15 protein-coding genes are annotated in these 13,781 nt (G+C 68.1%); 3 read left to right on the forward strand and 12 right to left on the reverse strand.

The window, feature by feature from the left end; all coding sequences use genetic code 11:
• The first annotated feature begins 1 nt into the window (after position 1).
• Together ASJ79_RS18800 and ASJ79_RS18805 are read left to right on the forward strand one after the other, a co-directional pair.
• Positions 2 to 334 (forward strand): GNAT family N-acetyltransferase, encoded by a 333-nt coding sequence (locus ASJ79_RS18800; protein WP_067958364.1) that lies wholly within the window; start codon positions 2 to 4, stop codon positions 332 to 334.
• A 26-nt stretch (positions 335 to 360) separates the two neighbouring features.
• On the forward strand, positions 361 to 1,167 hold the full coding sequence (locus ASJ79_RS18805) for an acyl-CoA thioesterase domain-containing protein (RefSeq protein WP_067958366.1): 807 nt from the start codon (positions 361 to 363) through the stop codon (positions 1,165 to 1,167).
• Here the strand turns inward: ASJ79_RS18805 and ASJ79_RS18810 are convergent.
• Positions 1,160 to 1,660, reverse strand: coding sequence for a pyridoxamine 5'-phosphate oxidase family protein (locus ASJ79_RS18810; RefSeq protein ID WP_067958369.1), 501 nt, complete (start codon positions 1,658 to 1,660; stop codon positions 1,160 to 1,162). The two genes, ASJ79_RS18805 and ASJ79_RS18810, sit on opposite strands and share 8 nt — an antisense overlap.
• A gap of 94 nt (positions 1,661 to 1,754) precedes the next feature.
• On the opposite strand from ASJ79_RS18810, the gene ASJ79_RS18815 reads away from it, so the two are divergent.
• A complete protein-coding gene (locus ASJ79_RS18815) occupies positions 1,755 to 1,967 on the forward strand; it encodes a DUF3072 domain-containing protein (RefSeq protein ID WP_067958372.1) in 213 nt (70 codons plus the stop codon).
• Between the two features lie 45 nt (positions 1,968 to 2,012).
• Here ASJ79_RS18815 and ASJ79_RS18820 read toward each other — a convergent pair whose 3' ends face one another.
• From ASJ79_RS18820 to ASJ79_RS18870, 11 genes are all read right to left on the reverse strand, one after another.
• A complete protein-coding gene (locus tag ASJ79_RS18820) occupies positions 2,013 to 2,699 on the reverse strand; it encodes a TetR/AcrR family transcriptional regulator (RefSeq protein ID WP_067958375.1) in 687 nt (228 codons plus the stop codon).
• A 20-nt stretch (positions 2,700 to 2,719) separates the two neighbouring features.
• Positions 2,720 to 3,712 (reverse strand): ABC transporter substrate-binding protein, encoded by a 993-nt coding sequence (locus ASJ79_RS18825; RefSeq protein WP_067958377.1) that lies wholly within the window; start codon positions 3,710 to 3,712, stop codon positions 2,720 to 2,722.
• A 23-nt stretch (positions 3,713 to 3,735) separates the two neighbouring features.
• Positions 3,736 to 4,524, reverse strand: a complete 789-nt coding sequence (locus tag ASJ79_RS18830; protein WP_067958380.1) for an ABC transporter ATP-binding protein — start codon at positions 4,522 to 4,524, stop codon at positions 3,736 to 3,738.
• A 58-nt stretch (positions 4,525 to 4,582) separates the two neighbouring features.
• Positions 4,583 to 5,377: an ABC transporter permease gene (locus ASJ79_RS18835; protein WP_067958383.1), complete on the reverse strand. Its 795-nt coding sequence runs from the start codon at positions 5,375 to 5,377 to the stop codon at positions 4,583 to 4,585.
• Entirely contained in the window at positions 5,374 to 6,189 is an 816-nt protein-coding gene (locus tag ASJ79_RS18840) for an ABC transporter permease (protein WP_067958386.1), read from the reverse strand. Before ASJ79_RS18840 ends, ASJ79_RS18835 begins: the two co-directional genes overlap by 4 nt.
• Complete coding sequence (locus ASJ79_RS18845) at positions 6,186 to 7,280, reverse strand: NAD(P)/FAD-dependent oxidoreductase (protein ID WP_197420273.1); 1,095 nt, start codon at positions 7,278 to 7,280, stop codon at positions 6,186 to 6,188. Before ASJ79_RS18845 ends, ASJ79_RS18840 begins: the two co-directional genes overlap by 4 nt.
• A 2-nt stretch (positions 7,281 to 7,282) precedes the next feature.
• Entirely contained in the window at positions 7,283 to 8,176 is an 894-nt protein-coding gene (locus ASJ79_RS18850) for an NAD(P)-dependent oxidoreductase (protein WP_082753927.1), read from the reverse strand.
• A 10-nt stretch (positions 8,177 to 8,186) separates the two neighbouring features.
• Positions 8,187 to 9,221, reverse strand: coding sequence for a D-2-hydroxyacid dehydrogenase (locus ASJ79_RS18855; protein ID WP_067958396.1), 1,035 nt, complete (start codon positions 9,219 to 9,221; stop codon positions 8,187 to 8,189).
• An 18-nt stretch (positions 9,222 to 9,239) separates the two neighbouring features.
• Positions 9,240 to 10,244, reverse strand: coding sequence for an alpha/beta fold hydrolase (locus tag ASJ79_RS18860; RefSeq protein ID WP_231750923.1), 1,005 nt, complete (start codon positions 10,242 to 10,244; stop codon positions 9,240 to 9,242).
• A gap of 33 nt (positions 10,245 to 10,277) precedes the next feature.
• Positions 10,278 to 11,633 carry a type III glutamate--ammonia ligase gene (glnT, locus tag ASJ79_RS18865; protein ID WP_067958413.1) on the reverse strand — a complete coding sequence of 452 codons (1,356 nt, stop codon included), beginning with the start codon at positions 11,631 to 11,633 and terminating at the stop codon, positions 10,278 to 10,280.
• A 255-nt stretch (positions 11,634 to 11,888) separates the two neighbouring features.
• Entirely contained in the window at positions 11,889 to 13,514 is a 1,626-nt protein-coding gene (locus ASJ79_RS18870) for an ATP-dependent DNA helicase RecQ (protein WP_067958416.1), read from the reverse strand.
• Positions 13,515 to 13,781 lie beyond the last annotated feature (267 nt).

Below are 13,781 nucleotides of genomic sequence, written 5' to 3' on the forward strand. Positions count from 1 at the left end.
CATGACCACCGACAAGACCGGCGCCCCCACGGAGGTCGCCACCGAGTCAGACCGCTTCAGCATCTCCGTCGACGGCACCAAGGCCGGCTTCACCGAGTACGTCGACCACGGGAACCAGCGCATCTTCCCGCACACCGAGATCGATGACGCGTTCAGCGGACGCGGGCTGGCCACGATCCTCGTGGGCGAAGCGCTCGAGACCACCCGGGCCGAGGGCAAGCGGATCGTCGCCGTGTGTTCGATGGTGGCGGGCTTCATCGACAAGCACCCCGAGTTCAACGACGTGGTCGATCCGGTCACCACGGACATCAAACGCATCCTGTCGTCGCGCTGACGACCGCGGCCGCTATCGTCGCGGCCGTGAGCAGCCGGGCCTTCTTCGTCCCCGACGGGGATGCGTTCCGCCCCACCGACTGGGCCCGCGGCCCCTGGGGCCAGACCATCAGCGGCAACTACGTCGGCGGCCTGCTCGGCCACGTCATCGAACGCGACGCCGGTGACCCCGACCTGCAGCCGGCCCGACTCACTGTCGATCTGTTCCGGCCGGCGGCGATCGCCGAACCGGTGCGGGTCCAGAGCACGGTCGTCCGGGAAGGCCGTCGCCTCAAGCTCGTCGACGCCGCGATGACGCAGTCGGGCACCGTGGTGGCCCGGGCCAACGCACTGTTTCTGCGGCGCGGTGAGCAGCCGCCGGGTGAGCGGTTCACCACCGAGGTCGCCATGCCGCCCGTTCCGAAGTCGGCCCCGGTCCCGGACGACGTCATCACGCTGGTGTGGACGTACGGCAGGGACGGCGACACCCCGAACCTCGGACTCGGGGCGTGGGAGCATGCCGGGCCGAAGTACGTCTGGACCCGCGAGCTGGCTCCGATGGTCGCCGGGATCGAGCTGACCCCGTTCGCGCGCGCGGCGTTGGCCGGGGATATCGCGAGTTCGTTGACGCACTTCGGCGCGGACGGGTTGCCGTTCATCAACGCTGACTACACCCTGACGCTGAGCCGTCTTCCAGAAGGCCCCTACCTGGGCCTCGCCGCGCTGACCCACGACAGCCACGCCGGCGTCGCCACCGGCACCGCCGTCGTCGTCGACGAGGTCGGGCCGCTCGGCACGGCGACGGCCACCGCGCTGGCGAACCCGGGCTTCAGCCCGCCGCGCCGGTTCAGCTGAGGTACTGCGCGGTGCTGCCGGACACCGGCATGCCCTGCATACCGAGCTTGCGGTGATCCCAGCTGCGCATCCGGGTCGGCACGACGCGCACGCAGATCCGGTTGTTCATCATCTGGTCGACGAACGGGCGCATCTCGTCGCTGTACGGCCCGGTGTAGCGCTCCCACACGCTGATGCCCACGCGCAGCGTGGTTTCCGGGTCGTCGAAGATCTCTGCCCGGCCGTCGATCGACACGCCGCGCAGCGTGTCGTAGGACAGCCCATCCTCGATCATCACCGTGACCGTCGGGTCCCGGCGGAGATTGACGGCCTTCTGCGACTTGGCCTTCGTCTCGAACCAGATCTCCCCGTCGAGCACGGCGTACCACATCGCGACCAGGTGCGGCCGCCCGTTCGGCAGCACGGTCGCCATGGTGGCCGTGCGGCTGCGTTCGATGAACTCGGCGATCTCGGCGTCGGTCATCACGATCTTTGCGCGTTCGTTCTTGCCCACGCGTCGATACTGGCAGGTCGCCTGCCGGCCCGGGTGCCCGCCCGACTCGGGCAGACAGGTTTCGAACACACTTGCGAGGGGCATCCGGTAGGTCATGAGCGACAGCACCAACCAGGCACCGCGAGAGAACGCCGAGAAAGACCCCGCACAGTGGGTGACCGGCGACGAACCCATGACGGGTGCGCAGCGCAGTTATCTGCACACGCTCGCTCAGGAAGCCGGCGCCGAGGTCCCCGAGGATGCCAGCAAGGCGCAGGCCTCGGAACTGATCGACGAACTCCAACAGCAGACCGGTCGCGGCGAATAGCGTTGCCCGGCATTCAGTTCAGCGGTCGTGATCCGGCACAACCGCTCAGAGACTGCTGCTGAATCCGGCGATGCCGACGCGGGCAGCCTCCTGCACCGCGGCCAGCCCGTCGACGTCGGACATCACCGCCCGCAACGAGGTCCGCGCCGCCGCGTCGGCGAATGCGTGCACATCCGTGCGGCTCTGACTGCTCGCGTGGAACCGGTACTGGCTTCCCTCGTTCAGGCACAACGCGGTCCGCGCGAACTCCTCCGGGGACACGTCGATGAACTCGCCGGAGGTGACCCCGGCCGCGATGATGCTGCGGAGCAGCGACGACAACTCGGCGTAGTCGCCCTGGAAATCGCCGAACACCTCCGGTTGCTTCTTCGCCGCTTCCTCCAGGTCGTAGAAGTTCAGCGGCGCCGTGCACATCTGCACCACGTCCTGATACAGCACGATGTGCAGCCGCACCGCGGCCGGCTCGTCACGCGGAGCCAACGCCCGCGCCGCCTCCAACGACACCCGGTTCTGGTTCATGATCCCCCGCAGGATCTCGTCCTTGGACCTGAACCAGTAGTACAGCGACGACTGCCCGAGCCCGGCCCGCTCGGCGATCGCGTCCATGCGGGTGGACCCGAACCCTCTGGCGGCGAACAGTTCCGCGGCGGCCTTGAGGATGTCCCCGCGAGGGTCGTCCGCGACGATTCCGCTTCGTCGCGGACGACCCCCCTGCGATGGCGCTCTAGTCATACGGAGATGCTAAAGCCCGGTCAGTCCTCGACGGCGAACAGCGCGTCGTAATCCGCCGGTTCCTCGTTGATGATGCCGTACTCGACGACCGCCGCTCCGTAGTCACGCAATGCCTGACCGTCGTCCTCGGTGGGGAACTTCGGGAAGTTCACCTGGTCGATGATGCCGGCGTCGATACCCATCTCGGCGACGGCCACCTGCCCCACTCGATCGGGGTTCTCCTCGGCGAACGCGTTGACCTCTCGCATCGCGTCCCGGAACGACGCCACCGTCTCCGGGTTGGCCTCGGCGAAGCTCTGTGAGGTCGAGTAGTAACCGCTCACCTGATCCGGGAAAGACTCGGCACCGGGGCCGATGATCTGCTTCCACCCTTTGTTCAGGCCCGGCGTGCGGTGCGGCTCCGACACCCAGATCGCGTCCACGTCGCCCCGCTCCAGCGCCTCGCCCATGTCCGAGAACGGAAGCTGTGTCCACGTCAGGGTCTCATCGTTGAGCCCCTTGTTGTCGAACACACGCCGGATGTGGATCTCGCCGATGTTCTGCAAAGTGTTGACCGCGATGTTCGCGCCCTCCAGATCCTTGGGCTCGTTGATTCCGCTGTCGGGGAGGACGAGCACGCCGTGATCGTCGTCATTGGGATCGGAGTGCGGCGCCCACGCCGGCTGCACCAGCCGCAACGGCAGGCCCTGGTCGATCGCCGCGAGCTGGCTGACGGTGTTGGAGTAGCCGAACTGGTTCTCACCGCTGAGCACCGACGGGATGACGGCCGCACCGCCGTCGGCGAAGTTGACCTGCACGTCCAGGCCGTGCTTCTCGAAGATTCCCTCCTCGATCCCGACGAACAGCGGCGCGCTGAGAATCGCGGGGATCGTGCCGACATTGACCTTGGTCAGCCCGTCCTCGGTGGTCGCGGGTTCGGCACCGCCACCGCCGCCGCCACATGCGGTCAGCACCACGGCGGCCGAGGCGAGGACGCCTCCCCACCGGGCCAGGTGTGAAAGTTGTTTGAACATACCCGTTCTCCGATCAGTTGGGGTCAGATGGTGGCGAGAGCCGCATCGTTGCGGACCATCTCGCGGATTCGGCTGAACACATGGGCGCGCAGATGCGCGAACTCGGGCAGGGACTTGGTCTCGATCTGGTCGCGGCGGTCGGGCAGATCGATGTCGACGATCTCGGCGACACAGCTCGGTGAGCGGGTCACGATCGCCACCCGGTTGCTCAGGTACACCGACTCGTCGACGTCGTGCGTCACGAAAAGTACTGTGGTGCCGGTCTCGTCGCGAACCCGCAGCAACAGATCCTCGAGATCCGCGCGGGTCTGCGCGTCCACCGACGCGAAGGGCTCATCCATGATGAGGACCGCGGGGCGGTACGCGATGGCCCGCGCGATCGCGACCCGCTGCTGCATGCCGCCGGAAAGCTGGAACGGCTTCTTGTGGGCCGCATCGGCCAGCCCGACCTCGTCCAGCGCCTGCTCGACCCGCGCCCGCCGCTCCATCGCGGTGATGTCCTTCTTGATCAGCGGAAGCTCCACGTTCTTGGCCACCGTGATCCACGGGAACAACGAGCGCGCATAGTCCTGGAACACCACCGCGAAGTCGGCCGGCGGGCCGTCGACGCGCCGGCCGTTGAATGTCACCGAACCGCTGGTCGGTCCGTCCAGTCCGGCGATGCACCGCAGCAGCGTCGTCTTCCCGGCGCCGGACGGGCCGACGATGCTGAACAGCTCTCCCTCGGCCACACTGAAGTTCATGTCGGCCACGGCGGTGAATCCGCCGCCTTTGCCGGGATAGGTTTTCTCGAGGCTTGAGACGATGAGCATCGATCACTGCCTTTCACTGTTTCGGGTTCGGTGGAAGTCGGTCGGGAAATGCTGCGGTTCAGCGCGTGTCGGAACGCCGCGGGTCGCACCAACGCAACAACCGCCGTTCGGCCAGGGAGTAGAGGAACGTCATCAGGAACCCGAGGATCCCCAGGATCAGGATTCCCGACCACATCGTCAGCAGCTGGAACGTGGCCTGCGCCTGGGTGATGACGAACCCCAGACCCTCTCGGGCCCCGACCATCTCGCTCGTCACCATGAGAATGAGGCTCAGCGGGATGGCGATCCGCACACCGACGAGGACCCGCGGCAGCACCGCCGGGAGCACCACGTACAGCTGCCGCTGCAGACCGGTGATGTTGAACGCGCGGACCGAGGCGATCATCGTGGTGTCGAGCCGGCGCGCGCCGTCGGCGGTACTGAGCAGCACCGGCCAGACACAGCCCAGCGCGATGAGGAAGATCTTCATCTCCGGGCTCACGCCGAACAGCATCATCGCGAACGGGATGAGCGCCGTGCTGGGAATCGCGCGGGCGAACTCCAGGGTCGGCGACACCATGCGCTCGACGATCGGCAGCTGACCGATCACCAGCCCGACCGCGATCCCGAGGACCACGGCGATACCCAGGCCCGCGCTCAGTGTCGTCAGGCTGGCACGGATGTTGGCCAGCCCCTCCGGCGTCGTCCAGTACTCCCACGCCTCGGTGAGGATCGCCGAGAGCGCCGGAAAGTAGGCGGTGCCGCTGTTGGCGGAGATGACCAACCACGCTGCCAGCGCTCCGACCGCCCCGACGACACCCAGGGCCGTCCGGCCGCGACCGGTGGACGCGGCCACCATCCATGTTGTGGTCATCGGCTCTCCCCCAGCCCCTGCGCCGCCAGCACCTTGCTCTCCAGCCGGCGCATCACCGCGTTCAGCGCGATCCCGGCGAGGCCGCTCAGCGCGATGTAGGCGTACATGCGCGCCGGGTTCCCGGCCGAGCGTGACATCGTGATCTCGTACCCGATGCCGGGCATCTGGATGATGATCTCGGCGGTGACCACGAGGATGAGCGTCGTCGAGGTCGCCAACCGAATCGCGGTGGCCAGGTACGGCAGCATGCTCGGCAGCTGGATCCAACGGATCTTCTGCCAGGTCGTGAGGTGGTAGGAGCGGGCGGTCTCCAGGCCGACCGGATGCGCCGCCCGCACGCCGGCGATCGCCGGCACCAGCACCTGCCAGAACGCCGCGAAAACCGCTAGGAACAGTGCGCTTTCGGAACCGGTGCCGATGGTCAGCACCACCAGCGGGATCAACGCGACCGACGGCACCGGCCGCAGGAACTCGATGACCGGTCTCAGCAGCGCTTCCAGCGGGACGAGCAGGCCGAGGGCGATTCCCGCCGCGGTCCCGAGGACCACGGCGATGCACAACGCCAGCAGCCAGGTGCTCATCGTGTGCCACAGCGCCGACGCCAGCGCCGACCCGGTCAGCTCGGTGACGAACGCCGCCGCGATCTGACTCGCGGGGGGAAAGTAGCCGGCCGGCAGAACGTCGGTCCGGGTGAGGAGCTCCTGCAGACCGATCAGGCCCACGATGAACGCGACGGTCAGGACGCGCCCGTCGAGGGGCAGCGAGGGCAGCCGCCGGTGCCGCGGAAGGGACATCGCGCTGACCGCCGTCATGACTCGAACTCCAGGTACCGGTTGATCTGGAGGTTGCCCTGCCCGGACCGGTACTCCTTGCGGGTGCGTTCGTAGTCGAAGTGCAGCCGCGAGTAGTCGACCATCTTGTTCGCCACCGGGATCCGCTGTTCCTCGAACGCCCGCAACGCCGTTCGCACGTCGCCGTGGACGGTGAGGGACTGTGCCAGCGTCTGGCCGTCGATCAGCGCCTGGTTCGCCCCCTGCGCCATCCCCGGATACATCGGGTGCGCCGCATCGCCGATCAGCGTCACGCGGCCGTCCACCCACCGCGGCAGGTGGTCGCGGAAGTGCCCGATCTCGCGGCCGATGATCGAATCCGGTTCACTGCTCGCGATGATCCGCGGAACCGGGGTGTTGGCCCAGGTGTCGTACACGGCGCGGAACTCGTCGAAGGTGGACAGCCCGCCGATGGAGCCGTACCAGTAGGCGTGGGTGGAATCGATCGGGATCCACCCGAAATGCCCTTCAGTGCCGTACACGTCGGCCTGCACGTCGGTGGGGACTCCGGCCTGGGCGGTCTCGAAGACGCCGCGCCAGCGGACGATCCCCTCGTCGGTGAACTTCGTGTCCTCGCCCAGCATGGCGGTTCGGATCCGCGACCCGATGCCGTCCGCACCGAGCAGCACATCACCCTCGGCGCTTCGACCGTCCTCGAAGTGCACCGTGACCTTGTCGTCGGTCTGGGTGTACCCCACGGCGGTGGTGTCGAACTGGATCTCCCGCGGGTCGAGCGCCGTCGCGAGCATGGCGTTCAACCGTCGCCGGCGCGCCCCGGTGATCGGGGCGCCCAACTGCTCGGGCCAATGGCTCACGTCGATGTCGGAGGTCAGCGTGCCGTCGCTGTCGAGCGCCCACCACCGGTCCATCGCCGCGGCGTAGGAGCGGAACTCCTCGCCCAGCCCGAGCCCGTCGATGACCCGGACCCCGTTGGGCCAGATGTTGAGGCCCACGCCGGCGGTCCGCAGTTCGGTATCGCTCTCGAAGATCTGGACCGTCCAGCCCTTCTGCTTCAGGTGCAGGGCGGACGAGAGTCCGGCGACTCCGCCGCCACAGATCAATGCTGTTGGCACGACTACTCTTCCTTCCGATATGACGGCGCACCGCTCAACCGCTCGAGGGCTTTGATCAAGGCGCTGTGATCCAGCCCGCCGTCTCCGGCGGCCCGCAGCGCCTGCACGAGTTGCGTGATGACGCCGGTGAGCGGCACCGCGATCTGAGCCCGCTCCGCGGCGGCCAGCGCGATCTTCAGGTCCTTGTGGTGCAGATCCAGCCGGAAGCCCGGCGCGAAGTCACGGGACAGCATCTTCGGCGCCTTCACCTCGAGCACCTTGCTGGCCGCCAGCCCACCGCCGAGAACGGTGAGTGCGGCATCCACGTCCACCCCGGTGCGCTGCAGCACCGTCAGCGCCTCGCCGACCAGCGCGATATTGCCAGCGACGAGCATCTGGTTGGCCGCCTTGACGAGTTGTCCGGCACCCACGGGGCCGACATGGACCAGCGTCGCCGCCACCGCGGTGAGCACCGCGGTGGCCCGCTGCACCGCGTCCTCGTCGCCGCCCATCATCACCGCGAGCGTCCCGGCCTTGGCTCCGACGTCCCCTCCGCTGACCGGGGCGTCCACGAACGCGATGTCGCTCTCGGCCAGCCGTGCAGCGATGGCCACCGCGGCATCGGGTGAGATTGTGCTGCAATCGATCACCAGCGAGCCGGGCCGCAAGGCCGAGACCACCCCTGCCGCGCCGAACAGCACCTCTTCGACGTCGGGTGAGTCCGGCAGCATGGTGATGACCACGTCGGCCTTCTCCCCCACCTGTGCGGGGCTCGTGCCGCCCACCGCCCCGCGCGCTTCCAGCGCGTCGACCTTCGCGCGTGACCGGTTGAAGACCACCACCTCGTGGCCGGCGTCGACGAGGTGGCCGGCCATCGGCGCGCCCATCACCCCGAGTCCGATGAATCCGATGTTCAAGGCCATCTGCTCAGTACCCCCGTGACAGGTCGACGACGTTGCGGAACTCCCGGCCCGCGACGAGCCGCTGCAGGTTGTCGACGAACACGTCCACCTGCCGGTCGCCCAGCAACTGGGATGCGTGTGAATCGTGCGGGAACACCGTGGCGCCCGGCGCTTTCCACAACGGGTCGTCGACCGGAAGCGGCTCGGTGACGTGACAGTCGATGAGCGCTCCGGACAGCTGTCCGCTTTCCAGCGCGGCGACGAGGGCGTCGGCGTCGTGGATCGCGCCGCGGGCGACGTTGGCAACCCAGCCACCGGGCTTCATCGCGGCGAACGCCTTGGCATCGATCAGGCCACGCGTGTCCGGGGTCAGCGGTGCGGCGATCACGAGGTAGTCGGATTCGGCCAGCGCCTCGAGCAGCTGTGCGGTGGGCACCGTTTCGTCGAAACCGTCGACCGCCTGCCCGCTGCGGTTGACACCGATCGTCCGGATGCCGAGCACCCGCGCGATGGTCGCCGTCCGCGCGCCGATGTTGCCGGTGCCGAGCACGGTCATGGTGGAACCGGCCAGTTCACGCGCGGGCAGTTCCCTCCACTCCCGCGCCGCCTGGTGATCCCAGCGTTCCCGCAGCATCTTCGCCTGCGCCAGGATGCCCGCGATCACCGTCTCGGCGATGGCGTTGGCCGCGACACCGGACGCGTTCGCCAGCACCACGCCCTCGGGCATGATCCCCACGAGGTGCTCGGCTCCCGCGCTCATCGACTGCAGCAGTTTCAGATTCGGGTTGAACAGCTGCTCGAGCCCCGGCATCTTCAAGATGCCCTGCTCGATCTCGATCTCCTTCTTGGAGCCGCTGGTCTCGACCATGATCGCGTGCGGCGGGCGCTGCGGTGCCTTACCGGCGTTCAGCTCCGAGACCGGGATGTGTTCCAGCCAGACGTCTTCGGCGACGCCGGTGATCCGGCTCCGCTGCTCGGGGGTCAGCCAGATTCCTTCGTCGGGGTCCTCGGCGTTCTGCACCGCCTTGGGCAGACCTGCGACTACGACATTGAGTGACACTCGTCTGGTTCTCCTGCTCTAGTTCTCTGTGTGCTTGTTCACGAGCTCGCGCAGACACGCGTCGACCTCGTCCTGTTCTCGGGGGCGAATCCCCGGTCGCCCTGCGACATGGCCCAGCGGAGAGACCATCGGCCGCACTTCCCCGTTCCTGAGAAAGGCTGCCTCGAGGGTGTTCTCGGCGACGGTGAAGTAGGTGTCGGTCACCGCGGGCATGAGCACCGTGCGCGCCGTGATCCGGCCCAGGCGCTCGGCCAGGGCGTCGAGACTGCCCCCGCCGTCGGCCGCGCGCCACATCCGCAGTGCCGCCATCAGATCCCCGGCGTGCATGGCCCGGTGGTCCTCGCCCCACCGCTCGAGCACGTCGGCGGGGCTGTTGTAGCCGAACTCGCGGTACACCTCCTCGGCGAAGAACTGCTCGCAGTACGCCCACCCGGCGTAGACCCTGCCGAACGTGTCGAGCCGGGCCGCCGTCGCCAGGTCGTGGCCGTCCGTGTTCGGGCAGCCTGCGCTCAGCGTGGCGCTGACCGAGTCGAGGAAGACCTGGTTGATCGGGGAACACCGCGCCGCGGAACACAATGCGAACACCGCGGACGCGCACTCGGGGTACCGGGCGGCGAAGTCCAGCGACTGCATGCCCCCCAACGACCATCCGGCGACCAGGCGCAGACGCCGCACGCCCAGGCCGTCGAGGACGAGTTTGGCCGCCCGCACACTGTCACCGACGCCCACGTCGGGAAAGCCTGCGCCGCTCGTCGACGGAGACGACGAGACCCCGCCGCCGAAGTGATTGACGATGACCACGAAGTGCTCGCTCGGGTCGATCGGCCGACCCGGTCCGATCCACGGCCGGTAGCTGTCGTCGTCACCGGTGTAGTAGGTGAACAACAGCACGGCGTTGTCCCCGGCGGGCGACAGCGCTCCGTGAGTCCGGAAGCTGACCTGGGCGTCGTCCAGCACCGCACCGGACTCCAGCGAGAACCCGGGCACGCGAAGCTGTTTCCGCTCGCCCTGTCCGATGGTCATCGTCATCACCTGGTCTCCTTTGGGTCGGTCTGCTCAGAAGAACTTGAGGTACCGGTCCCGCTCCCAGTCGGTGACGGCGGTGGTGTAGGAGGCCCACTCGTCGCGCTTGTAGTCGATGAACGACTGCCAGAGCTTTTCCCCGCACACCTGCTTGGTGAACGGATCCGCCTCGAACGCATCCACCGCTTCCTGGAGCGTGCGCGGAAGCAACGCCAGACCGCGCTTCTCGTACTCGGCCGGGTCCACCTCGTAGAGGTTCTCGGTGTGGAAGTGCTCCAGCTCGAGCCCCTCACGCACCCCTTCCAGCCCGGCGGCGAGCAGCAGGGCTGCCGCGAGGTGCGGGTTGGCCGCCGAGTCCACCGCACGGCATTCGACGCGGCCACCGCCGAGCGGGATGCGCAACATGTTGGTGCGGTTGTTGTCGCCGCAACTGGCGAAGATCGGCGCCCACGTCGATCCGGACATGCTGCCCTGCCGCACCAACCGCTTGTAGCTGTTGACCGTCGGGGCGATCACCGCGCAGATCGCCGCGGCGTGCCGGACGATGCCGGCCGCGAAGTGGTAGCCGATGTCGCTCAGGCCGGCCCCCCGCGGATCATCCGCGGAGGCAAAGAGATTCATCCCCTTGTCCAGACCGCCCAGCGACATGTTGAAGTGCGCACCCGAGCCGGTACGGTCGGCGAACGGCTTCGGCATGAAGGAGACGTACGCACCGTGCCTGCGGGCGACCTCGTTGGCCATCATGCGGAAGAACACCACCCGGTCGGCCATCGAGAGTCCGTCGGCATAGGCGAAGTCGATCTCGAACTGACCCTGCGCGTCTTCATGGTCGAACGAGTAGACGTCCCAACCCAGCTCGTTCATGTAGTCGACGAGCTCTTGGAGCCAACCCAGGTTGTCCAACAGCGAAGGGACAGTGTAGCAGGGCTTTTCGAGGTTGTCGCGCTCGCTCAGCGTGTTCGGGCCTGCGGGTCCGTCCTCGAGGACGAAGAACTCCGTCTCGACACCGAGATTGAACTGGTAACCCATCTGCTCGGCGGCCTTCATCTGCCGGCCGAGGACGTTGCGCGTCGACGCCTCGAACGGCTCGCCGGCCACGTAGAGGTCGGACAGGAACAGCGCGACGTCCTTGCGCCACGGCAACACGAATCCCCGGTCCAGGTCGGGGTGTGCGGAGAGTTCCTCGTCGCTGACGTCCTGCGGTAACCCGTCCAGCGCCGCACCGGTGAACAACTCCGAGCCCTGCGACATCTGCACGAAGTGATCGATCGGCACCATCTTTCCCTTGATGTTGCCGTGCAGATCCGTGTAGCCGGCGATGCTGAACCGAACACCGTCTTCTTTCAACTGCTTGGCCATGATCTCGGCTTCAGCCGCATCGCGCGTCATCGGCGACCCCTTCATCCCTAGTTTCGAATTGCTATCGAAACCGTAGGAACGGGATATTTCCCAGACGTGCCGCTTACGTTACGGCGAGGTTTCGGACCGCCGTTGTGGACGGGCCGCCGGAAACGTCCCGTACACGTGGCGCGAGAGAGGCTGGGCTGCAATGGTTTCCACGCTCCGTGCACCCATGCGCCCACATGGCGCCGCTCGGTGGCAGGTTTCGACAGCCCAAGGCGTCCTCGCGAGCCGCCGGGATACTCAGTCCAGGACGGTGAGCACTTCGCCCTCCTCGACCGCGTCCATCGACAAGGTCCGGTAGCCGTACTCGTCGAACAGCACGGTGATGCGGTCCGGTTCGCCGCTGAGCACCACGCCGCGGCCCCACTCGCGGTGCTGCACAGCGGTGTTCAACGGCACCGCCGACTCACCGCTGACCGTGCGTGCGGTCGGGTCGTCGCAGCGGTCGCAGTTGCCGCACGGATCGGGCAGTGACTCACCGAAGTAGGCCAGCAGGTTGCGCCGCCGGCAGTCGGTGGTCTCGGCGTACCCGCGCAGCATCTCGACCCGGGTCCGGTCCACCCGCTCGGCCGCCTCGGCGGTCTCCACCGCGCGCCGCACCGCCGACTCGGTGTCGATGTCGGCGGCGGTGAACCCGCGCCGTCCCGAGGTGATGACCGCCGCCTGCTCGAGCAGGTTCACCGCGTGGGTCAGTGCGCGACCCCGCAGACCGAGTTCCTCCCGCAGATGCTTGAGCCGCTTCGGCTTCGCCGCCGTCAACGCCTCGAAGACCGCGCGCAGACTCTGCTCGTCGGGCGCGCCGGAGGCGAAGAACCGCGCCAGCGACAGATCCTCGGGGCGGTAGAACAGCCGCGCCACCGCGGCCTCGCCGTCCCGCCCGGCACGCCCCACCTGCTGGTAGTAGCTGTCCAGCGAGTCGGGCACCGCGGCGTGCACGACGAACCGCACGTTCGGCTTGTCGATGCCCATCCCGAACGCCGACGTCGCGACCACCACGTCGTAGCTGTCGTCGTGGAAACCCCGGTGCACGTCGTCCTTCTCGGCCGACTTCAGACCCGCGTGGTAGGCGGCGGCCCGGACCCCCTGCTCCCGCAGTCGTGTCGCATAGTCCTCGGTGTCCTTGCGGGTCGCGACGTACACCAGACCCGGCCTGGGCAGCGTGGCCGCGGCGTGCAGCACGGCGTCGCGTTTGGGGTGGTCGTCGAGGTGGGTCTCGGCCTCCAGCCGGATGTTGGGCCGGTCGAACCCCGTCGCCAGCACCACCGGATCGCGCAGCCGCAGGTGCTCGATGATGTCGGCACGCACGATCGGGGACGCCGTCGCCGTCAGCGCCACCACCGGCAGCCGGCCGGCTCCGATGCGGCTGATCGCGTCGGCCAGCCGCAGATAACCGGGGCGGAAGTCGTGGCCCCACGCCGACACGCAGTGCGCCTCGTCGACGGCCACCATGCCGACGCCGAGGTCGCGCAGCCGGGTGAGGACGTCGTCGTTGAGCAGTTGCTCGGGCGCCAGGTACACGTACTTCGCGGCCCGCTCCCCGAGGGCCGCCCAGGACCGTTGGTTCTCTGCGTCGCTCTGGCGCGAGTTCACCGCGACCGCCGCGGGTGCGTCGCCGGCGTGCAACGCGTCGATCTGGTCCTGCTGCAACGAGATCAGCGGCGACACCACGACGGTCGGCCCGTCCAGCAGCACCGCGGGGACCTGGTAGATCGCGGATTTTCCCGCTCCGGTCGGCATCACCGCCAGCACGTCGCGGCCCTCCAGTACGGCCCGCATCGCGTCGCGCTGCTCGCCGCGCAGTTCCGTCCACCCGAAGAGCCGCTCTGCCACGTCGTCCAATTGCGCTGCTCGCTTCACCGGCGGCATGTACCCGGGCCGGGTGCACTCAACCACGCCGGCGCCGGACGTGTCGCGCGCGGTGGGCTGGGTACCCGATCGCGCGTGCAGACGAAGGAACTGACCGTCCTCGACCCCCGCAGCGGCGACGCGGTCACCCGTGTCAGCGTCGCCGTTGCCGCCGAGGGCGATGGTGTGGTTGCCGGACCGGATCGGGTAGCGGCCCGTCATCAGCGCGGACCGGGTCGGTGTGCACTGGGGTTCGACGACGAAGTGGGACAGCTTCAACGACTCGGC

It is taken from the genome of Mycobacterium sp. NAZ190054 (genome assembly GCF_001545925.1).
Taxonomy (GTDB): domain Bacteria; phylum Actinomycetota; class Actinomycetes; order Mycobacteriales; family Mycobacteriaceae; genus Mycobacterium.